The sequence below is a fragment of the Marivita sp. genome (genome assembly GCF_022763305.1).
Lineage (GTDB): Bacteria > Pseudomonadota > Alphaproteobacteria > Rhodobacterales > Rhodobacteraceae > Marivita.
In genome coordinates this window covers 13,605-31,866 of the sequence record NZ_JALEGT010000102.1, presented here as the reverse complement: position 1 = coordinate 31,866, position 18,262 = coordinate 13,605, and the positions used below count along the sequence as shown (strand labels likewise).

Sequence of the window (18,262 nt, the reverse complement as noted above, 5' to 3'; positions counted from 1 at the left end):
GCCGGGCAAAAGCCCGACCGATTTTGCACCGGGAAATTACCGCACGAACTTCTTGAACTTCACCCGCTTCGGCTCAAGCGCATCCGCGCCCAAGCGCCGCTTCTTGTCTTCCTCATAGTCCTCGAAGTTGCCCTCGAACCATTCGACATGGGCATCTCCCTCGAAGGCGAGGATATGCGTACACAGACGGTCGAGGAAGAAACGGTCGTGGCTGATGACCACGGCGCAGCCGGCGAAATCTTCGATGGCGTCTTCCAGAGCGCGGAGCGTTTCGACGTCGAGATCGTTGGTCGGTTCGTCGAGCAGAAGGACGTTCCCGCCCTCCTTGAGCAGACGCGCCATGTGCACGCGGTTGCGTTCGCCACCCGACAGCAGGCCGACCTTCTTCTGCTGGTCGCCTCCCTTGAAGTTGAAGGACCCGCAATAGGCGCGGGAATTGACCTCGGCGTCGCCCAGCTTGATGATCTCGGCCCCGCCCGAAATCGCCTCCCAGACGGTGTCGTTCGGGTTCAGATCATCGCGCGACTGGTCAACATAGGCCAGTTGCACGGTGTCCCCGTAGGACACGTCACCCGCATCCGGCTTTTCCTGTCCGGTGAGCATCTTGAACAGCGTCGATTTACCCGCGCCGTTGGGGCCGATCACGCCGACAATGCCACCGGGCGGCAGGCTGAAGGTCAGGTCCTCGATCAGGAGCTTGTCGCCCATCGCCTTTTTCAAGCCATTGACTTCAATGACCTTTCCGCCAAGCCGGGGCCCGTTCGGAATGATGATCTGCGCCCGGCCAACGCGTTCGCGTTCGGACTGTCCCGCCATCTCTTCATAGGCCTGAATACGCGCCTTGGATTTGGCCTGACGGGCTTTCTGGCCCTGCCGCATCCATGCAAGTTCGCGCTCCAGCGTTTTCTGCTTGGCCTTGTCCTCGCGCGCTTCCTGCTCAAGCCGCTTGGCCTTCTGTTCCAGCCAGCTGGAATAATTGCCCTCATAAGGAATGCCGCGACCGCGGTCGAGTTCGAGGATCCAGCCGGTGATGTCATCGAGGAAATAGCGGTCGTGGGTGACGATCAGGATCGTGCCTTTGTACTCGATCAGGTGGTTCTGTAGCCACGCGATCGTTTCCGCATCGAGGTGGTTGGTCGGTTCGTCGAGCAGCAGCATGTCCGGCGCTTCGAGCAGCAGCTTGCACAGTGCCACGCGGCGCTTTTCACCGCCCGACAGCGTGGTCACATCCGCATCATCCGGCGGACAACGCAGGGCTTCCATCGCGACGTCGATCTGGCTGTCCAGATCCCACAGGTTGTTTGCGTCGATCTCATCCTGCAGCGCGGCCATTTCATCAGCGGTGTCGTCGCTGTAGTTCATTGCCAGTTCGTTGAAACGGTCGAGTTTCGCTTTCTTGCCGGCAACACCCAGCATCACGTTCTCGCGGACCGTCAAAGCCGGGTCGAGCTGCGGCTCCTGCGGCAGGTAACCCACCTTGGCGCCCTCGGCAGCCCAGGCTTCGCCCGAGAAATCGGTGTCGAGACCGGCCATGATCTTGAGCAGTGTCGATTTACCTGCGCCGTTGACGCCGACCACACCGATCTTCACGCCGGGCAGGAAATTCAGGTGGATGTTTTCGAACGTCTTCTTGCCGCCGGGATAGGTCTTGGAGACCCCGCTCATGTGGTAGACAAACTGGTAGGAGGCCATGATCGCGTTCCTTTGAATTTCGGTTTTGCCGAGGGATACACGCGCAGGCAGGTCCGTGCAATCGCGCGTCTTCAGGCTTTGTTTGGATTTGGCGTCTAGCCTCTGCGGATCATTGATCCGAAGGGTGATTCACGCCGTCATGCCAGCCGATTGGTTCGTAATCCTTGGGGTTCACGCCCTCGATACACCCCATGTTCACGCCGTATTCTTCGGGATCGGAGCGACGCTGGTGATGCGTGTATATTCCGCAGGTCCGGCAGAAATAGTGTTTCGCCGTGTGCGTGCCGAATGTGTAGAGCGTCAGGTTCTCAGCACCTTTGACGATCTGAAGATCCGCGCGCGCCACGCTGGCAGTCGGGGTCCCCCGCCGGCGGCAATAGGAACAGTCACACCGCCGCGCTGCGCCAAGCCCGTCTTTCAGAAGAACGGCCAATTCGACTGCACCGCAATGGCAGGTGACTGTGCGCCGCTCCTTCATTTTCGGCGCACTTGCGGGATTCGCGTGCTGGACAGCCTGTACTTGGCTTCGGGATGGGGCGGATGGCCTTCTGTCCGTGACCAGAACTGTGGACCGCCCAGACGCAGCCAAATCGGTACGGTCAGCAGCAGACCAATGACAAAGCCACCGACATGCGCCCAGTAGGCGACGCCTCCTTCGTCCGCCGCTGTGCCGAACCCGCCGAAAATCTGCATTGCGAACCACAGCCCCAGCATGATCCAGGCCGGGATCGGGATGATGCGGAAAATGATGACAATGATGATCAGGATGTCGACTTTCGCCTTTGGAAAGAGAAGGAGATAGCCGCCCATGACCCCGGCGATGGCCCCGGACGCACCCACCGTGGGCACCGGCGATCCGGGCGCGCTGATATAGTGGATGAACCCGGCACCCAGCCCGGCGACAAGATAGAAAAGCGTAAAGCCGACATGGCCCATCTCGTCTTCCATGTTGTCGCCGAAGATGAACAGGAACAGCATGTTTCCGATCAGGTGCATCCAGCCGCCATGCAGGAACATGGAGGTCAGGAACCCGCTGAACCCCTGACCTTCGCTCACCAGCGCCGGGATCAGAGCGTAGTCGAAGTAAAAGCGCATGATCTGCTGGTCACTCTGCATGAGCGGCCAGTAGCTGAGGAAAATGCCCACATTCGCGATGATCAGCGCGTAGGTGACAAAGGGCGTTCGGCCCGATGGGTTGTGATCGCGGATCGGAAACATGCCGCGACAGTTGGCGCAAAGCGGCGGCGCGTCAAGCCGCGCCGCTCAGCAGTTGTGCGTTTCCGCCCGAGGCCGTGGTGTCGACGCAAACATGCCGTTCGTGACAGACATGGCCTTTGTCGGGCATCCCGGTGATCAGGGGCAGGATCGGCCCCGTCCGGCTGGCCAGTGCCGCTCGCAGCGCGCGGGCCGTGTCGTCATCTCCCCACCAGATCGCCCCTTCCATACCAAGATCGGCGAGCCAGTTCGGCACGATGCTACCCTCGGCCTTGGCTGCCGTTCCTCCCAACGCCTCAACGGCGCGGGCTTGTGCATTGGCGGCCTCTGTCCCCGGTCCAAGACACAGAATTGGCCCTCGCGCTTTCGCAGTCAGCACGTTCGACTCTCCGGTGCGGCCGGGCAGGGTGGTTTTGGTCGGGGATGTCTTGCCACCGGCAGAGGCCAGCGCCTTGACCAGACGGTCCTTGCTGTCCGATCCGGACCACTCTCCGATCGCCGTGGTCGCCGGATGGCTTCGGAACCGTGCCAGATAGTTCGGCCCACCGGCCTTCGGTCCCGTGCCCGACAGCCCTTCACCGCCAAACGGCTGGCTGCCGACAATCGCACCGATCTGGTTGCGGTTCACATAGATATTGCCCGCTGTGATTCGCTCCGAGACATGCTGCACCCGGTCGTCGATCCGGGTTTGCAGACCGAATGTCAGGCCGTAGCCCGTGCCGTTGATCGCGTCGATCACTTTGTCGATGTCTTTTGATTTGAACGTCGCGATATGCAGCACAGGACCAAAAATCTCACGCTCGAGGTCGGAAATTCCGGACACGCGGATCAGCGTCGGCGGCACGAAGGTGCCACCGCCGGGCAGGGGAAGGCGGTGGAGAACGCGACCTTCGGCCTCGGCCGCATCGACATAAGTAATGATCCCGTCGCGCGCCTCGGCATCGATGGCGGGGCCGACATCGGTGCCGTAGGTCCACGGATCACCAATCACCAGTGCGTCCATCGCTCCGGTCAGCATTTCCACAAAGCTGTCGGCAATGTCTTCCTGCACATAAAGACAGCGCAGCGCCGAGCAGCGCTGACCGGCGGATTGGAACGCGGATTCGACGATCGCCTGCACCGCCTGTTCCGGCAGCGCGGTGCTGTCGACGATCATTGCGTTGAGCCCGCCGGTTTCCGCGATCAACGGCGCGCCGGGGTCGAGATGTTCCGCCATGCTGCGATGGATGATCTGCGCGGTCTCGGTCGAGCCTGTGAAGGCAACCCCTTTGACCGCCGGGTTCGACGTCAGCGCGGCCCCCACATCGCCCGCACCCGGCAAGAGTTGCAGTACGGTTGCAGGTACACCCGCCTCGTGCAGCAGTTGCGCGGCACGATGCGCGATCAGCGGCGTCTGTTCGGCGGGTTTAGCCAGCACGGCATTGCCGGTCGCCAATCCGGCAGCGATTTGCCCGGTGAAGATCGCCAACGGGAAGTTCCACGGGCTGATGCAGGCGAAGACGCCCTGCGGGTCTGGCCCTTCCGCGCGGGCGGCGTAATAGCGCAGGAAATCCACTGCCTCGCGCAGTTCCGCCACCGCGTCGGGCAGCGATTTGCCCGCCTCTCGGGCGAGTAGCGCAAAGAGTTCGCCGTAATGCGCCTCGTAAAGGTCGGCGGCCTTGTTCAGGACCGTTGCACGCTCTGCCGCCGATGCGGCCCAAGGCCGGGCTGCCGCGCAGGCGGCGGCGACTGTGCCGGACGTCGCCCAAGTGACCGATCCCACTGTGTCGCCGGGGCGAGCGGGGTTGTTCACCGGGTTTGTTTCTCCGGTCTCGGCATCGACCGCGACCAAGGGCGTGGCAGACCATTGAACATTGGAAAAAGGTTTGCGCGCAGCTTCGATTTCGCTGCGGGTCGGTCGGTGCGTAAGGTCCCACCCCTTCGAGTTCGGCCGCTCGGGGGCGAACAACTCCGGCCCGGTGGGCAGGTTGGGGACCGCGTGCACCTCGAACGGGTCCGAGGCCACTTCGGACGCAGGCACATCGGTGTCGACGATCTGATTCACGAAAGAGCTGTTCGCGCCATTCTCCAGCAGCCGCCGCACCAGATAGGCCAGCAGATCGCGATGGGCACCGACCGGGGCATAGATCCGACACCGTGTTCCTTCGGCATCCTTGACGATGTCATGCAGCGCCTCGCCCATTCCGTGCAGACGCTGGAATTCAAAGGTCGTTCGGTCTGCGGCCATATGCAGGATCGCGGCCACCGTATGCGCGTTATGCGTGGCGAATTGCGGATAGATGCGGTCCGTCATGCTGAGCAGCTTGCGGGCATTGGCGATATAGCTGATGTCGGTGTGGTGCTTGGCCGTAAACACCGGAAACGCGGGAAGCCCCGCCACCTGCGCGCGCTTGATCTCGGTGTCCCAATAGGCGCCCTTGACCAGACGCACCATGATCTTGCGGTCCAACCGTTCGGCCAGATTGTAGAGCCAGTCGATGACATGCCCCGCACGTGGCCCGTAGGCCTGCACGACCACGCCAAATCCGTCCCAGCCCTTTAGCGATGGTTCCGACAGCACGGTTTCGATCACGTCAAGCGAAACGGACAGTCGGTCGGCCTCTTCCGCGTCGATATTCAGCCCGATTCCGGCCGACCGCGCCAGTTGCGCGAGCGTGCGCAGGCGCGGCACAACCTCGTTCATCACGGTGTCCTGCTGTGCCTCTTCGTAGCGCGGATGCAGCGCCGACAGCTTGACCGAGATGCCAGGATTTTCGCGGATGTCCTTCGACTTGGCCGCTTCCGCAATCGCACTGATGGCCCGGGAATAGGACAGATGGTAACGGCGCGCGTCCGTTTCCGTGCGCGCAGCCTCGCCCAGCATGTCGTAGGAATAGGTGTAGCCCTTGGCTTCCATCTTCGCTGCGCGCTTCATCGCGGATTGGATGGTTTCGCCCAGCACGAATTGTGCGCCCATTTCCTTCATTGCACGTCCGACAGCCGACCGGATCACCGGTTCGCCCAGACGCTTGATGGCACCCCGCAGGTGCCCCACAGGGCCGGGTCGCTCGTCCTTGAGCACTTTCCCGGTCAGCATCAGCGCCCAGGTGGAGGCGTTCACCAGCGGAGAGGTGCTTTCGCCCAGATGGCTTGCCCAGTTCGACGGAGCGATCTTGTCCTCGATCAGAGCGTCGATGGTGGCGGCATCCGGCACGCGCAGCAGCGCTTCCGCCAGACACATGAGCGCGATGCCTTCTTCGGTCGACAGACCGTACTCGCTCAGAAAGACTTCCATCAGGCCGGGGCGCGAATCCTCTCGGATCGCGGTAACAAGCCGGGTGGCCGCAGCGGTGATGCTCTGGCGGTCCGACGCGCTCAGGCGGGCGGCGTCGCGCAAGGCGGCGACGACACGGGCTTCGTCGGCATAGGTGGTCTCGTCGATCAGGGGGCGCAGGGTGCGTTGCTCGTCACGGGGCATGGCGATCTCCAGTCATATCCCCTAAGATACCGCCGATGTTGCAGGGCAACTGCCGGATTATCGGCATTTGGCGTGACGAACGCACTGATTTTTGCAGGGAAGGCGGGCAATTTGATTATTTCTGACCTCGACAGATTCGACAGGGCCATCCTTCAGGAAATGGCCCGGGACGGCCGCGTGTCGATCACCGAGTTGTCCCGACGGATCGGTCTGTCGAAATCCCCCACTCAGGCGCGCCTCCGGCGGCTCGAGGAAATGGGCGCAATCCAGGGCTACAGGGCCCTTCTCGATCCGATCCGGCTTGGGCTCGATCACATCGCCTTTGTCGAAGTGAAGATGACCCAGACACGCGAAGCCGCCCTTGCCGCGTTCAACGAGGCGGTTGCGAAGATCCCCGAGATCGAACAGGCGCATCTGATCGCGGGCAATTTCGACTACCTGCTCAAGGTGCGGACCGCGAACATGCGCAGCTATCGTCAGGTTCTGGCCGAAAAGATCTCCACCCTGCCGCACGTCGCCGCGACCTCGACCTATGTCGCCATGCAGGCGGTCAAGGAAGAGAGTTTCGGGAACGTGACTTGACCGAGGCGGTGTCGCCGGTCCTAATGCAGGCATGCGGTATCTGGTGTCCCTCCTCGCTGTTTTGGCGGCCTCCGGTGCGTCGGCAGACGGCTGTCCCGTCGCTCCCGACCACGAGGCAGCGCTGGACAGTCTTTACGCCGAGGTGCAGCGCGCCCCGAACGAGATGATCGCGCGCACCTTTTCGAACCAGATGTGGGAGTTATGGCTCGACGCACCCGACGAACCTTCGCAATCGATGCTTGACGAGGCGCTCCGCGCGATGCGCATCGGGGATTATCTGCGCGCGACGGACCGGCTCGACACGCTTGTCTCGTACTGTCCATTCTATGCCGAAGGCTACAATCAACGGGCTTTCGTGAATTACCTGCGCGGGGACTACCCCGCTGCCTTGCCCGACCTTGACCAGGCCATCGCGTTGAATCCACGCCACACCGGTGCGCTCACCGGCAAGGCGTTGACGCTGATCGCGCTGGGGCGCGAGGACGAGGCACAACCCGTCCTGAAGGATGCCGTGGCCCTGAATCCCTGGCTGGGCGAACGGTTCCTGATCAAGGAGCCGGAGGGCGAAAAGCTCTGACCCCGGATCAGGTGTCGCAGGAGTGCAGCCAAGCTGTCGTCAAGCCATTGTTTTCGTCCCCGCGCCCGGCTAGGGATAGCCCGTTGCGGGCGTGATGGAATGGTAGACATATCGGACTTAAAATCCGAAGGCCCTGTGCCGTGTGGGTTCGAGTCCCACCGCCCGTACCACGCTCAGATTTTCCCGTTTGCCACCCTGGCAGATATCGGGTCTGATATGGACATTCACCCACATCAGGCACCGGAGACTTTATGCCCATCCGCAATCGTTTTGCCGAATTGCACCCCGAAATCACCGCCTGGCGCCGTGATCTGCACGAGCATCCGGAGCTGCAATACGATCTGCCGCGCACCGCCGGGATCGTGGCGGACAAGCTGCGCGCCTTTGGCTGTGACAGCGTGGTCGAAGGGGTCGGGCGCACCGGGGTTGTGGCGCTGATAAAAGGAAAGTCGAACCGGTCGGGCAAGACCATCGCCTTTCGCGCCGACATGGATGCCCTTCCAATCTTCGAAGCCACAGGCGCGGCGCATGCTTCGAAAACGCCGGGCAAGATGCATGCCTGCGGGCATGACGGGCACACTGCGATGCTGCTCGGGGCCGCGCAGTACCTTGCGGAGACCCGCAATTTCGACGGCACGGTCGCCATTGTCTTTCAGCCCGCCGAAGAAGGCGGGGCCGGGGCCGAGGCAATGGTGCAGGACGGCCTGATCGACCGGTTCGGCATTTCCGAGATCTACGGGCTGCACAATTCGCCGCTTCTGCCACTTGGGCAATTCGCGATCCGTCCGGGGGCCTTCTATGCCGCCGTCGACAGTTTCCATATCAATGTGCGCGGCAAGGGCGGGCATGCCGCACGACCCAACAACACGGTGGACACGACACTCGCCGCATCCGCCATCGTGATGGCACTGCAATCCGTCGTGTCGCGCAACACCGACCCGCAGCAGGCGGTGGTGGTCTCCGTCACCTCCTTCCGCACCGAATCCGAAGCCTTCAACGTGATCCCCGAACACGCCGTCCTGCGCGGCACGGTGCGCAGCTTTGACATGGAGGTGCGCGCCAAGACGCTGGAGCGGATCGGGGCCATCGCGGAGCTGACGGCGCAGAGCTATGGCGCAACGGCCGAACTGGGCTTTGACGAAGAGCCGTATCCGGTGATGTCCAACCATGAAACGGAAACCGAGCATTGCATCAGCGCCGCCCGCGACGTGGCGGGCGATTGCATCACCGACGCGCCCCGCACGACGGGGGGCGAGGATTTCGCCTATATGCTGCAAGCCTGCCCGGGCGCCTATATCCAGTTGGGGATCGGGCCGGGACCGGGGCTTCACCATCCGCAATACGATTTCAACGACGAGGTCATCCCGACAGGCTGTTCCTACTGGGTGACGCTGGCTGAACAGAGGCTTCCTGTATGATCATCGAAGCCGGACCAAAAACCTGTCACTGGGGCTTTTTCGATGCCACGCTGACTCCGGTCGCCACTGTAGACAGCGGTGCCGAGGTCACGATCTACACGGTTTCTGGCGGGCCCGAAGTGCTGCCGGGCGCAGGCTATCACGTCCCGCCCGAACTGCTGGCGATCCACGAAACCGGCGTGCCGCAGGTGCCGGGCCATATCCTGACCGGTCCCGTTGCCGTGGACGGCGCGATGCCGGGGGACGTTCTGCAGGTGGACATCCTCGACATCCAGCTGCGTCAGGATTGGGGGTTCACCTTCATCCGCCCGCTGTCCGGCACCCTGCCGCTCGACTTCCCCGAACGTCAGGGTATGACCCTGCGCCTTGATGCCGATGCGAACGAGGCGACTTTGCCTTGGGGGTTGAAGCTGCCGCTTGCCCCGTTCTTCGGTGTCATGGCAGTTGCCCCGCCGCGGGAATGGGGGCGGATTTCGACCATCGAACCACGCGCGCACGGCGGCAATCTGGACAACAAGGAACTGGTTGCAGGGACGACGCTCTACCTGCCGGTTCACACCGAAGGCGCGCTGTTCTCCTGTGGGGACGGGCACGGCGCACAGGGCGATGGCGAAGTCTGCGTCACCGCTATCGAAACCGCGTTGCAGGGCCGGTTCCGACTGACCGTGCGCCGCGACCTCGACATGACCTATCCCGAGGCAGAAACGCCGACGCATCTCATCACTATGGGGATGCATCCCGATCTGGATGTCTGCGTCGAGATCGCGCTGCGCCGCATGATCGACGTGGTCTCGGGCCGCGCCGGGATCAGCCGGGCCGAGGCCTATATGCTCTGCTCGCTGGCCGGGGACTTGCGGATCACCCAGACCGTGAACCGCGCGAAAGGTGTTCACATGATGATGGCCAAGTCGCATCTTTCTTAACCAAGGCCCGAGGCGATCCAGATGTCCGAGAAAATGTCTGCACGTATTCACCTGACTGGTCACGTTCAGAGTGCGGATTTTCCGAACTGGATCGCCCGGCACGCCCACAAGCTGGGCCTTGATCACGTCACGACGCAGCACGTGCCCGACGGGTTGGAGGTCAGGGCGCAAGGCCCCGAAGAAATGCTCCAGGCGCTGGCCCTTGGTGTGAGTCTCGGACCGGAAAGTGTGCTCGTCGACACCATGGACATCACAACCGTTGCGTGCGCCTGACGGGCCGTGCGATCACAATTTCATCGCTTAGTGCAATATTTGTGCAATTATCCGGGTTTTCCTGCGCCTTGAGAGGGCGGTCTTATTGATCGACCGGAGCCCGTCTGTCTTACTCGGCCCGACTTCGGCGGAGTGAGTATGAACTGGATTGCTGTTGGTTTGAAAGAGGATGTCCCGCCCGGCGTCGTCATCCCGAGCCGCATCGCTGACACCGAACTGGCAGTCTGGTGCTCGCCCAGCGGAAACTACCATGCATGGTCGGACCGCTGTCCCCATCGTGGCATGCGCCTCTCGCACGGGTTTGTCCGGGGCGAGACTCTGGCCTGCATCTATCACGGGTGGCAATACAATGAGGCGGGATCGTGTGACTACATCCCGGCCCATCCGAAACTCACACCCCCTGACACGATCTGCGTGCCGACCTATCGCTGTATCGAGGCCGGTGGGGTGATCTGGGTGTCGTTGACGGAAACCGACACTCCGTTGCCCGCTTTGGGAGGGCGTCAGACGGTCAGGTCGCTGCCCGTGTCCATGTCGGCACCGGACCTCGCGGCGCATTTCGGTGCGGCAGGTTTCACTACGATCGCGGTGGTGTCTGATTACGATGTTATGCTTGCCGTACAGCCGTGTACGGACGGCGAATGCATGATCCACGCGCTCGCCGCGCCCGACGCGGATCGCAGTGCCGTGTCCCGCTGGCTCGAAGAGCTGCGCGCAACTCTGGAAAGGGTCCCGGCATGAATGCCGCCATCGACAATCACTGGTATCCCGTCGCCATGATCTCGGGCATCGACGCGCCACGCGAGACTTTACTGCTTGGTAAAAAAATCTTTTTGGGTCGGGATGGCGGTGCGTGCTGGGTCAAGGACGCCTCCGGAACCGCGCTGCCCACGGTCGAACGGTTCGGCCATCTCTGGACCAGCCCCGGCCAGCCGAACCGCGATCTCTTCACCATCCCCGAAGCTGACAGCCCCGGACGCCGCCTCGTGGATGTGGGGTCGGTCAAAGTCAAATGCTCGCCGCTCCGGGCGGTCGAGAACTTCCTCGACATCGCGCATTTCCCGTTTGTGCACACCGACATCCTCGGCGCCGAGCCGCATACCGAAGTGGACCGCTACGACGTCAAGATCCGCGAAGAGGTGGACGAGGTCTGGGCGACCAAGGTGAAGTTCTACCAACCGCAAGCCGCGAAATCCGCGGCTGGCGGGATCACTACGGAATACATGTACCGCGTGCCCGCGCCGACCTGTTCGGTGCTCTACAAGACCTGCCCGCCGCGCCCCGGTGAGTGGGACATCATCACGCTGTTCGTGCAGCCCCTGACCGACGAATGGTGCGAGGTCTGGCCATGGATGGCGCTCTATGATGACGAGTCGACCATGTCCGAGATGGTCAGCTTCCAGCAACTGATCTTCATGCAGGACCGCTCGATCCTCGAAAACCAGTTGCCGCGCAAGCTGCCCCTCGATCCGGGGATGGAGGTGCCGACACAGGCCGACATGACCTCGGTCGCCTATCGCCGCTGGCTCAAGAAAATCGGCTACACTTACGGCGCACAACTGGTGGCGGCATGATCCTCTACGACTACGTCCTGAGCGCCAGTTGCTACAAGGTCCGCCTGATGGCGGCGCTGCTGGGTCAGTCGCTGACCCTGCGGGCGGTGAATTTCCACCCGGCCCGCGAACACAAGTCGCCCGAGATGCTTGCGCTGAACCCCAAGGGCACGCTGCCGATCCTGCAAGATGGCGACACGGTGCTGACCGACAGCGCCGACATCCTGCGGCACCTGACGGCGGATCATCCGGAATGGCAGAGCGCCGACGATGACCGCTGGCTGGCCTTCGCATCTGACCTGAACGACGGCCTCGGTCTTGCCCGTCTGCATGACGTGATCGGCTACGAGGCCGACATCGACAAAGCCCGCGCGGCGGGTGTCATGGCGCTGCGCAAGCTTGAGGCGCATCTGACGGAACAGCGCTTTGAGGGGCTGATCTTCCTCACCGGTTCCAAACCAACCATCGCGGACATCGCCTGCTTCCCCAACACCGCTCTGGCGCCGGATGGGGGTGTGAGCCTAGATCCGTATCCATCTGTACGCCTTTGGATGCGCGCCATCCGGTCCCTGCCGGGGTTCATCGAAATGCCGGGCATCCACCGACTGCATGAACTGGCGCACCCGGCATGACGGCGATCCTTCTCAAGAACTGCGAGGCGATTGTCACCTCGGCCAGCGCTCCGGTCCTGCGGCACCAGGACATCCTGTGTGAGAACGGCGCAATCACCGCGATTGGCCCGGACCTATCACTACAAGCGCCCGAGGGGACCGACATCATCGACGCCACCGGGCATTTCATCTATCCCGGCCTCGTCAACACGCATCACCATTTCTTCCAGTGCTTCGTCCGCAACCGGGCCGAACTCGACTGGACGCGCTATTCGGTTATCGAGTGGCTTGACCGCATCTATCCGATCTTCTCGCGCCTGACCGAGGACTGTTTCTACCACAGCTCCGTCGTCGCGATGGCCGAGCTGATCAAACACGGCTGCACCACGGCGTTCGACCACCAGTACTGTTTCCCACGCCATGCCGGGTCGCACATCATCGACCGGCAATTCGAGGCGGCGGAACTCTTGGGTATGCGCTTTCACGCTGGGCGTGGGGGCAACACGCTGCCGAAATCTGAGGGAAGCACGATCCCGGACGAGATGCTGGAGTCCACCGACGAATTCATCGGGGCCTGCGAACGCGCCATCGACGCGTTCCACGATCCGGCGCCGTTCTCGATGCGGCAGGTGGCGGTTGCGCCCTGCCAACCGGTCAACTGCTACCGCGAGACATTCGAGCAATCCGTGGCGCTGGCCCGCGACAAGGGCGTGATCCTGCACAGCCATGTGGGCGAAGGCGAAAGCCCGGTGATCGAACAGGTCCACGGAAAGCGGACTGTCGATTACTGCGAAGAGATCGGCTTCGCCGGGCCGGACGTCTTCTATGCCCATGGATGGGAACTGACCCGCGAAGAACTGGCCAAGCTGGCGGCCTCTGGCACCGGCGTGTCGCATTGCCCCGAGCCGGTCTATCTCGTCGGGGCCGAAGTCACCGACATCCCGGCGATGGACGCGCTGGGCGTGCGGGTGGGCCTCGGTTGCGACGGGGCGGCGTCGAACGACAATTCGAACCTGATGCACTGCATCCATTCCGGCTACATGCTGCAATGCCTCGTTGCTTCGACCCGGCAGGACGGCGTGCCGGTGCCCGGACGGTTCCTGCACTACGCGACCGAAGGCGGGGCTTCGCTGCTTGGGCGCAGCGACATCGGCGCATTGCGGCCCGGCATGGCGGCGGATCTGTTCGCCATCGACACCCGCAAGCTTGATTTCGTGGGCACGCGCCACGATCCGATCAGCCTTCTGGCCAAGGTCGGGGTTGGCGCGCCCACGGACCTTACCATGATCAACGGCCGCATCGTCTGGCACAAAGGCGCGTTTCCGGGGATCGACGAAGGCGCGCTGTTCGACGCCGCCGAAGAGACACTTCACACCATTCTGCCAAACACAACCAACGGGGATGACCATGTCTGACACACTCAAACGCCGCAGTTTTCTGAAGGGCTCACTGGCCGCCACAACCGCCCTTGCGCTGCCGATGCGCGCCCATGCGCAGGACGTTCTCAAGATGGGCGTCGTGCTGCCCTCGCCAGTCGCCGATGTAGGCTGGTCGCACACGCTGATGGAAGGCGTGAATACAGTCAAGGAAGCCTATGGCGACAAGCTCGAAGTGACCGTTCTCGAGAACATCATGGAAGGCCCGGATGCTGACCGCATCGCCAACGGGCTGGTGTCCGAAGGCAACAAAGTCCTCCTGCTTGGCTCCTTTGGCTACCAGAACGGCGGCATCCAGATCGCCAAGCGCAACCGCGATGTGTCGATCATCCACGCCTCGGGCTTCATGGTCGAGCCGAACTTTGCCCCCTTCACTGCCAAATACTGGCAGGGCACCTACCTGATGGGCATGGCCGCCGCGTCGCTCACCAAAACCAAGAAGATCGGCTGCGTTGGCGCGTTTGCGATCCCGGAACTGATCACCTCGATCAACGCCTTCATGCTGGGCGCGTTGTCGGTTGATCCCGAAATCACCATGAGCGTCGTCTGGGTGAACAGCTGGTTCGACCCCGCGTCGGAACAGGAAGCCGCCAAGGCGCTGATTTCGCAGGATGTGGACATCCTCTTCTCGAACGCGCAGGACACGCCGTCGGTGATCGCTGTGGCGGAAGAGGCGGGGGTCTATGCCTACAACCTCAACTCGTCGATGAAGAGCTATGCGCCGACCAAGTATCTTGGCGTCGTCGGCACCGATTGGGGTCCGCATTTCAAGCGTCTGGTCGATGGTCATGTCGCCGGGAATTTCCCGAGCGCCAACTATTGGCTTGGTATGGAAGACGATGTGGTCTTCACCGCCGACTGGAACCCGGACATCCCGGCCGACATGGTCGCCCAGATCGAGGCCAAGCAGGCGGAAATCGCAACCGGTGATTTCGTCGTCTTCAAAGGCCCGCTGACCGATCAGGCGGGCACCGAGCGTGTGGCGGATGGCGTGGCGATGACCGATGGCGAGATCATCGGCATGGATTGGCATGTTGCGGGCGTGACCACGCCGCTGCCGTCGTGAGCCAGCCTGCGCTGCTGAGGCTTGCGAAGGTCTCCAAGCGCTACGGCACCGTTCAGGCCAACAAAGAGATCGACCTCGAGGTGCATTCGGGGTCGATCCATGCCGTTCTGGGTGAAAACGGGGCGGGCAAATCCACCCTGATGAAGCTCATCTACGGCGTCGAGCAGCCGGATGCGGGGCATGTCTACTGGAACGGGCAGGAGGTACATCTTGCCCGGCCGTCCGACGCGCAGGCGCTGGGCATCGGGATGGTGTTCCAGCATTTCTCGCTCTTCGAGACGCTGAGCGTCGTGCAGAACGTGTCGCTGATGATCCCCGGCAAACCGGCGGAACTGGCGCAGCAGATCGCCGACCTCGGGGACCAGTTCGGCCTGTCCGTCGATCCGCACGCGATGGTGCATCGGCTGTCGGTGGGCGAACGCCAGCGGGTGGAGATCATCCGCTGCCTGCTGCTCAATCCCAAGCTGTTGATCCTGGATGAGCCGACCTCGGTCCTGCCGCCGCAAAGCGTGCGCCGCCTGTTCGAGACTCTGCGCAAGCTGCAGGCCGAGGGGATGGCGATCCTGTTCATCTCGCACAAGCTCGATGAGATCCGCGAACTCTGCGACACCGCGAGCGTTCTGCGCGGCGGTGAGGTGACGGGCCGGGTCGACCCGCGCGAACATGATGCGCGGTCGCTGGCGCAGTTGATGATCGGGCGCGAGATGCCGAACGTAGCGCATGCCGCGCCGCGTCCGCCGGGGGAAGAGCGGCTGCGGCTCAATGCGCTGAGCCACCCACGCGCCAGCCGGTTCGGGACGACGCTCGAGGGCATCGACCTCAAGCTGCGCAGTGGTGAGATCGTCGGGATCGCGGGGATATCCGGCAACGGACAGCAGGAACTGGCGGCGCTGATTTCCGGTGAGACCCGCGCGCAGGAACCCGGCATGATCGAGATCACGGGCAAGAAGGTCGGGCACCTTGGCCCGATGGCGCGGCGCAAGCTGGGCTTTGCCTTTGTGCCCGAGGAACGGCTTGGGCGCGGGGCTGTGCCCGAGATGTCACTGGCGGACAACAGCCTTCTGACCGCCCACAGTCGCAGAATGCTGTCGCGCGGATTCATCCGACGCAGCGTGGAGCGCGCCTTTACCCGCGAGTGCATCGACGCGTTCGATGTGCGCACCCCGGGACCGGATGCCGAGGCGGGCGCGATGTCGGGTGGCAATCTGCAGAAATTCATTCTGGGCCGCGAGATCATGCTGAACCCGGACGTGATGCTCGTGTCTCAACCCACATGGGGTGTCGACATCGGAGCCGCGACCGCGATCCGCAGGCGTTTGCTGGACATGCGCGATCAGGGCTGTGCGATCCTCGTGATTTCCGAGGAAATGGACGAATTGTTCGAGATCTGCAGCAAATTGCATGTGCTGCACAAAGGGCATCTGTCGCCCGCTCTGGACGCGGCAGAGACAAGCCCGCAGGAAATCGGGCGCTACATGATTGGGGCTGCGACGTGAAACTCCGACTGATCCGCCGCGACTCCGCCTCGCGCCTTGCGATGTTCACGGCACCGGTGTTGGCGCTGGTCCTGACCTGCCTTGCGAGCCTCATCCTGTTCGCGGCGCTGGGCAAAGACGCTGGTGCGGCGTTGCATGCGCTGCTCCTCAAGCCGTTCCTGAGTTGGTACAGCTTTTCCGAAGTGCTTCTGAAAATGGCGCCACTCCTCCTGATCGCGCAGGGGCTGGCCATCGGCTTCCGGGCCAATGTGTTCAACATCGGGGCCGAGGGGCAGTTCATTGTCGGCGCGCTCTGCGCCTCCGCCCTGCCGGTCTATTACCCGGACGGGGATTTCCCGATGATGCTGCCCGCGATGATCGCGTTCGGCGCTTTGGGGGGGACGGTCTATGCGTTGATTGCCGCAGCCTTGCGCACGCGGTTCGGCGCGTCGGAGATCCTTGTCACACTGATGATGGCGCTGATCGCAGTGCAGATCCTGAACTACCTGCTGCTGGGGCCGTGGAAAGACCCGCGCGGGTTCAATTTCCCGCAGACGGTCATGTTCCCCGACAATGCGATGTTGCCGATCCTGTTCGACGGGACGCGCACCAACATTTCTCTGATTTTCGCGCTGCTGGCGAGCGTCTTTGCCTACCTGATGATGCAGCACCATTTCCGGGGCTACCAGTTGCGGACCGCGGGCCTCGCGCCGCGCGCCGCCCTTTATGCCGGGTTTTCCGCACCGAAGATGGTCTGGCTGGGTTTGGGACTGGGTGGTCTCGCGGCGGGCATCGCCGGTGCGAGCGAGGTTGCCGGGCCGCTTGGTCAACTCCAACGCTCTGTCACGTCCGGCTACGGCTACGCGGCGATCATCGTCGCCTATGTCGGCGGGCTGAACCCGCTCGGGATCATCGCGTCAAGCTTCCTGATTTCGGTGATCTATATCGGCGGCGACAGTGCCACTGTCTCTGCCGGATTGCCGGTGGCGGCGGTCGAGGTGTTCCAGGGCTTGCTGCTCTTCTTCTACCTGATGACCTTCACTCTGATCCGCTTCCGCATCGAGTTTGACCGCAAGGTGCCGGCATGAGCGGTCTGGAGTTTCTGCTGGCGGGCACGCTTGCTGCATCCCTGCCGCTTCTGTTGGCGGCACTGGGTGAGATGGTTGTGGAAAAGACCGGGCTGCTCAATCTCGGTCTGGAAGGCATGATGGCGATCGGGGCCGCAATTGCGTTCATCTGCGTCTTCCATACCGGTTCGCATGTTCTGGGTTTTGCCGCAGCAGCACTGATCAGCACGGCGGTTGCGATGCTGTTTGCGATCCTCGTGATCGGCGTCAAGGCCAATGAGGTGGCCTCGGGCCTCGCCATCGGGGTGCTGGGCCTCGGGCTGTCGGCGCTCTTTGGCAAGTCGTACGAAAGCCGGACCATCAGTGGCTTGCCGAAGATCGACATTCCAGTTCTGTCCGACATCCCGCTGATCGGGCCGACGCTGCTGACGCAGGATATCGTTGTCTGGTTGGCAGTGTTAGGCACGATTGCGCTCTGGTGGGTGCTGAACCGCACCAAGCTGGGTCTCATCATCGCGGCTGTGGGCGAAAATGCAGATGCTGCGCGGTCCATCGGTTACCCGGTGGTTCTCATCCGGCTCTGCGCCGTGGCCTTCGGCGGCGCGATGTGCGGGTTGGCGGGCGCCTATGCCTCGACCGTCTACACGCCGCTCTGGGCGGATGGCATGATCGCCGGGCGGGGCTGGATCGCGCTGGCGCTGGTGGTGTTCGGGACATGGCAGACCGGGCGCGTCGCCTTTGGGGCGCTGCTCTTCGGTATCCTGTCGCTGGGCGAGCTCACCGCGCAGGCGATGGGTGTCGGCCTGCCCTCGCAGGTCCTGTCGAGCCTGCCATATCTCGTAACGATCCTGATGCTCGTCGTGATCTCGAGACGCAGGTCGGGGCTGATCTGATAACCATCGCGGGTGTCGGCCCCG

General features: G+C 62.8%; 17 protein-coding genes and 1 tRNA gene. 14 read left to right on the top strand and 4 right to left on the bottom strand.

Annotated features, from left to right (window positions below; translation table 11 throughout):
* Positions 1-36: 36 nt before the first annotated feature.
* From ettA to putA, 4 genes are all read right to left on the bottom strand, one after another.
* Entirely contained in the window at positions 37-1,692 is a 1,656-nt protein-coding gene (gene ettA / locus MRY75_RS18205) for an energy-dependent translational throttle protein EttA (RefSeq protein ID WP_292309426.1), read from the bottom strand.
* Positions 1,693-1,801: 109 nt separating this feature from the next.
* Positions 1,802-2,170: a GFA family protein gene (locus MRY75_RS18200; RefSeq protein WP_292309425.1), complete on the bottom strand. Its 369-nt coding sequence runs from the start codon at positions 2,168-2,170 to the stop codon at positions 1,802-1,804.
* Complete coding sequence (locus MRY75_RS18195; protein WP_292309424.1) at positions 2,167-2,910, bottom strand: rhomboid family intramembrane serine protease; 744 nt, start codon at positions 2,908-2,910, stop codon at positions 2,167-2,169. The genes MRY75_RS18200 and MRY75_RS18195 overlap by 4 nt, the downstream gene beginning before the upstream one ends.
* Positions 2,911-2,941: 31 nt before the next feature.
* On the bottom strand, positions 2,942-6,364 hold the full coding sequence (gene putA, locus MRY75_RS18190) for a bifunctional proline dehydrogenase/L-glutamate gamma-semialdehyde dehydrogenase PutA (RefSeq protein WP_292309423.1): 3,423 nt from the start codon (positions 6,362-6,364) through the stop codon (positions 2,942-2,944).
* A gap of 111 nt (positions 6,365-6,475) precedes the next feature.
* Here putA and MRY75_RS18185 point away from each other — a divergent pair, with 111 nt between their 5' ends.
* The 14 genes from MRY75_RS18185 to MRY75_RS18120 all read left to right on the top strand — a co-directional run bounded on the left by MRY75_RS18185 (position 6,476) and on the right by MRY75_RS18120 (position 18,238).
* A complete protein-coding gene (locus tag MRY75_RS18185; RefSeq protein ID WP_292309422.1) occupies positions 6,476-6,946 on the top strand; it encodes an Lrp/AsnC ligand binding domain-containing protein in 471 nt (156 codons plus the stop codon).
* A 31-nt stretch (positions 6,947-6,977) separates the two neighbouring features.
* A complete protein-coding gene (locus MRY75_RS18180; RefSeq protein ID WP_292309421.1) occupies positions 6,978-7,523 on the top strand; it encodes a tetratricopeptide repeat protein in 546 nt (181 codons plus the stop codon).
* Between the two features lie 85 nt (positions 7,524-7,608).
* A tRNA-Leu gene (locus MRY75_RS18175) sits at positions 7,609-7,693 on the top strand.
* Positions 7,694-7,774: 81 nt separating this feature from the next.
* Positions 7,775-8,941, top strand: coding sequence for a M20 aminoacylase family protein (locus MRY75_RS18170; protein WP_292309420.1), 1,167 nt, complete (start codon positions 7,775-7,777; stop codon positions 8,939-8,941).
* Positions 8,938-9,864 (top strand): acetamidase/formamidase family protein, encoded by a 927-nt coding sequence (locus MRY75_RS18165; protein ID WP_292309419.1) that lies wholly within the window; start codon positions 8,938-8,940, stop codon positions 9,862-9,864. Before MRY75_RS18170 ends, MRY75_RS18165 begins: the two co-directional genes overlap by 4 nt.
* A 21-nt stretch (positions 9,865-9,885) precedes the next feature.
* Positions 9,886-10,137, top strand: a complete 252-nt coding sequence (locus MRY75_RS18160) for an acylphosphatase (protein ID WP_292309418.1) — start codon at positions 9,886-9,888, stop codon at positions 10,135-10,137.
* A gap of 138 nt (positions 10,138-10,275) precedes the next feature.
* Positions 10,276-10,878 (top strand): Rieske (2Fe-2S) protein, encoded by a 603-nt coding sequence (locus MRY75_RS18155; RefSeq protein WP_292309417.1) that lies wholly within the window; start codon positions 10,276-10,278, stop codon positions 10,876-10,878.
* Positions 10,875-11,711, top strand: coding sequence for an aromatic ring-hydroxylating dioxygenase subunit alpha (locus MRY75_RS18150; RefSeq protein WP_292309416.1), 837 nt, complete (start codon positions 10,875-10,877; stop codon positions 11,709-11,711). Before MRY75_RS18155 ends, MRY75_RS18150 begins: the two co-directional genes overlap by 4 nt.
* Positions 11,708-12,322 (top strand): glutathione S-transferase N-terminal domain-containing protein, encoded by a 615-nt coding sequence (locus tag MRY75_RS18145; protein WP_292309415.1) that lies wholly within the window; start codon positions 11,708-11,710, stop codon positions 12,320-12,322. Before MRY75_RS18150 ends, MRY75_RS18145 begins: the two co-directional genes overlap by 4 nt.
* Entirely contained in the window at positions 12,319-13,716 is a 1,398-nt protein-coding gene (locus MRY75_RS18140; RefSeq protein WP_292309414.1) for an amidohydrolase, read from the top strand. The genes MRY75_RS18145 and MRY75_RS18140 overlap by 4 nt, the downstream gene beginning before the upstream one ends.
* Positions 13,709-14,803 (top strand): BMP family ABC transporter substrate-binding protein, encoded by a 1,095-nt coding sequence (locus MRY75_RS18135; protein ID WP_292309413.1) that lies wholly within the window; start codon positions 13,709-13,711, stop codon positions 14,801-14,803. The genes MRY75_RS18140 and MRY75_RS18135 overlap by 8 nt, the downstream gene beginning before the upstream one ends.
* The gene (locus MRY75_RS18130) at positions 14,800-16,299 is read left to right on the top strand and encodes an ABC transporter ATP-binding protein (RefSeq protein ID WP_292309412.1); all 1,500 of its coding nucleotides are present in this window, start codon (positions 14,800-14,802) and stop codon (positions 16,297-16,299) included. Before MRY75_RS18135 ends, MRY75_RS18130 begins: the two co-directional genes overlap by 4 nt.
* On the top strand, positions 16,296-17,366 hold the full coding sequence (locus MRY75_RS18125; RefSeq protein ID WP_292309411.1) for an ABC transporter permease: 1,071 nt from the start codon (positions 16,296-16,298) through the stop codon (positions 17,364-17,366). The genes MRY75_RS18130 and MRY75_RS18125 overlap by 4 nt, the downstream gene beginning before the upstream one ends.
* Entirely contained in the window at positions 17,363-18,238 is an 876-nt protein-coding gene (locus tag MRY75_RS18120) for an ABC transporter permease (protein WP_292309410.1), read from the top strand. The genes MRY75_RS18125 and MRY75_RS18120 overlap by 4 nt, the downstream gene beginning before the upstream one ends.
* Positions 18,239-18,262: the final 24 nt, after the last annotated feature.

Bases quoted from the DNA above. Each gene is read 5' to 3' on its own strand.
- MRY75_RS18160 (WP_292309418.1), top strand. From the start codon at position 9,886: ATGTCCGAGAAAATGTCTGCACGTATTCACCTGACTGGTCACGTTCAG.
- putA (WP_292309423.1), bottom strand. From the start codon at position 6,364: ATGCCCCGTGACGAGCAACGCACCCTGCGCCCCCTGATCGACGAGACC.
- MRY75_RS18195 (WP_292309424.1), bottom strand. From the start codon at position 2,910: ATGTTTCCGATCCGCGATCACAACCCATCGGGCCGAACGCCCTTTGTC.
- MRY75_RS18165 (WP_292309419.1), top strand. From the start codon at position 8,938: ATGATCATCGAAGCCGGACCAAAAACCTGTCACTGGGGCTTTTTCGAT.
- MRY75_RS18155 (WP_292309417.1), top strand. From the start codon at position 10,276: ATGAACTGGATTGCTGTTGGTTTGAAAGAGGATGTCCCGCCCGGCGTC.
- MRY75_RS18120 (WP_292309410.1), top strand. From the start codon at position 17,363: ATGAGCGGTCTGGAGTTTCTGCTGGCGGGCACGCTTGCTGCATCCCTG.
- MRY75_RS18140 (WP_292309414.1), top strand. From the start codon at position 12,319: ATGACGGCGATCCTTCTCAAGAACTGCGAGGCGATTGTCACCTCGGCC.
- MRY75_RS18180 (WP_292309421.1), top strand. From the start codon at position 6,978: ATGCGGTATCTGGTGTCCCTCCTCGCTGTTTTGGCGGCCTCCGGTGCG.
- MRY75_RS18170 (WP_292309420.1), top strand. From the start codon at position 7,775: ATGCCCATCCGCAATCGTTTTGCCGAATTGCACCCCGAAATCACCGCC.
- ettA (WP_292309426.1), bottom strand. From the start codon at position 1,692: ATGGCCTCCTACCAGTTTGTCTACCACATGAGCGGGGTCTCCAAGACC.
- MRY75_RS18200 (WP_292309425.1), bottom strand. From the start codon at position 2,170: ATGAAGGAGCGGCGCACAGTCACCTGCCATTGCGGTGCAGTCGAATTG.
- MRY75_RS18150 (WP_292309416.1), top strand. From the start codon at position 10,875: ATGAATGCCGCCATCGACAATCACTGGTATCCCGTCGCCATGATCTCG.
- MRY75_RS18135 (WP_292309413.1), top strand. From the start codon at position 13,709: ATGTCTGACACACTCAAACGCCGCAGTTTTCTGAAGGGCTCACTGGCC.
- MRY75_RS18145 (WP_292309415.1), top strand. From the start codon at position 11,708: ATGATCCTCTACGACTACGTCCTGAGCGCCAGTTGCTACAAGGTCCGC.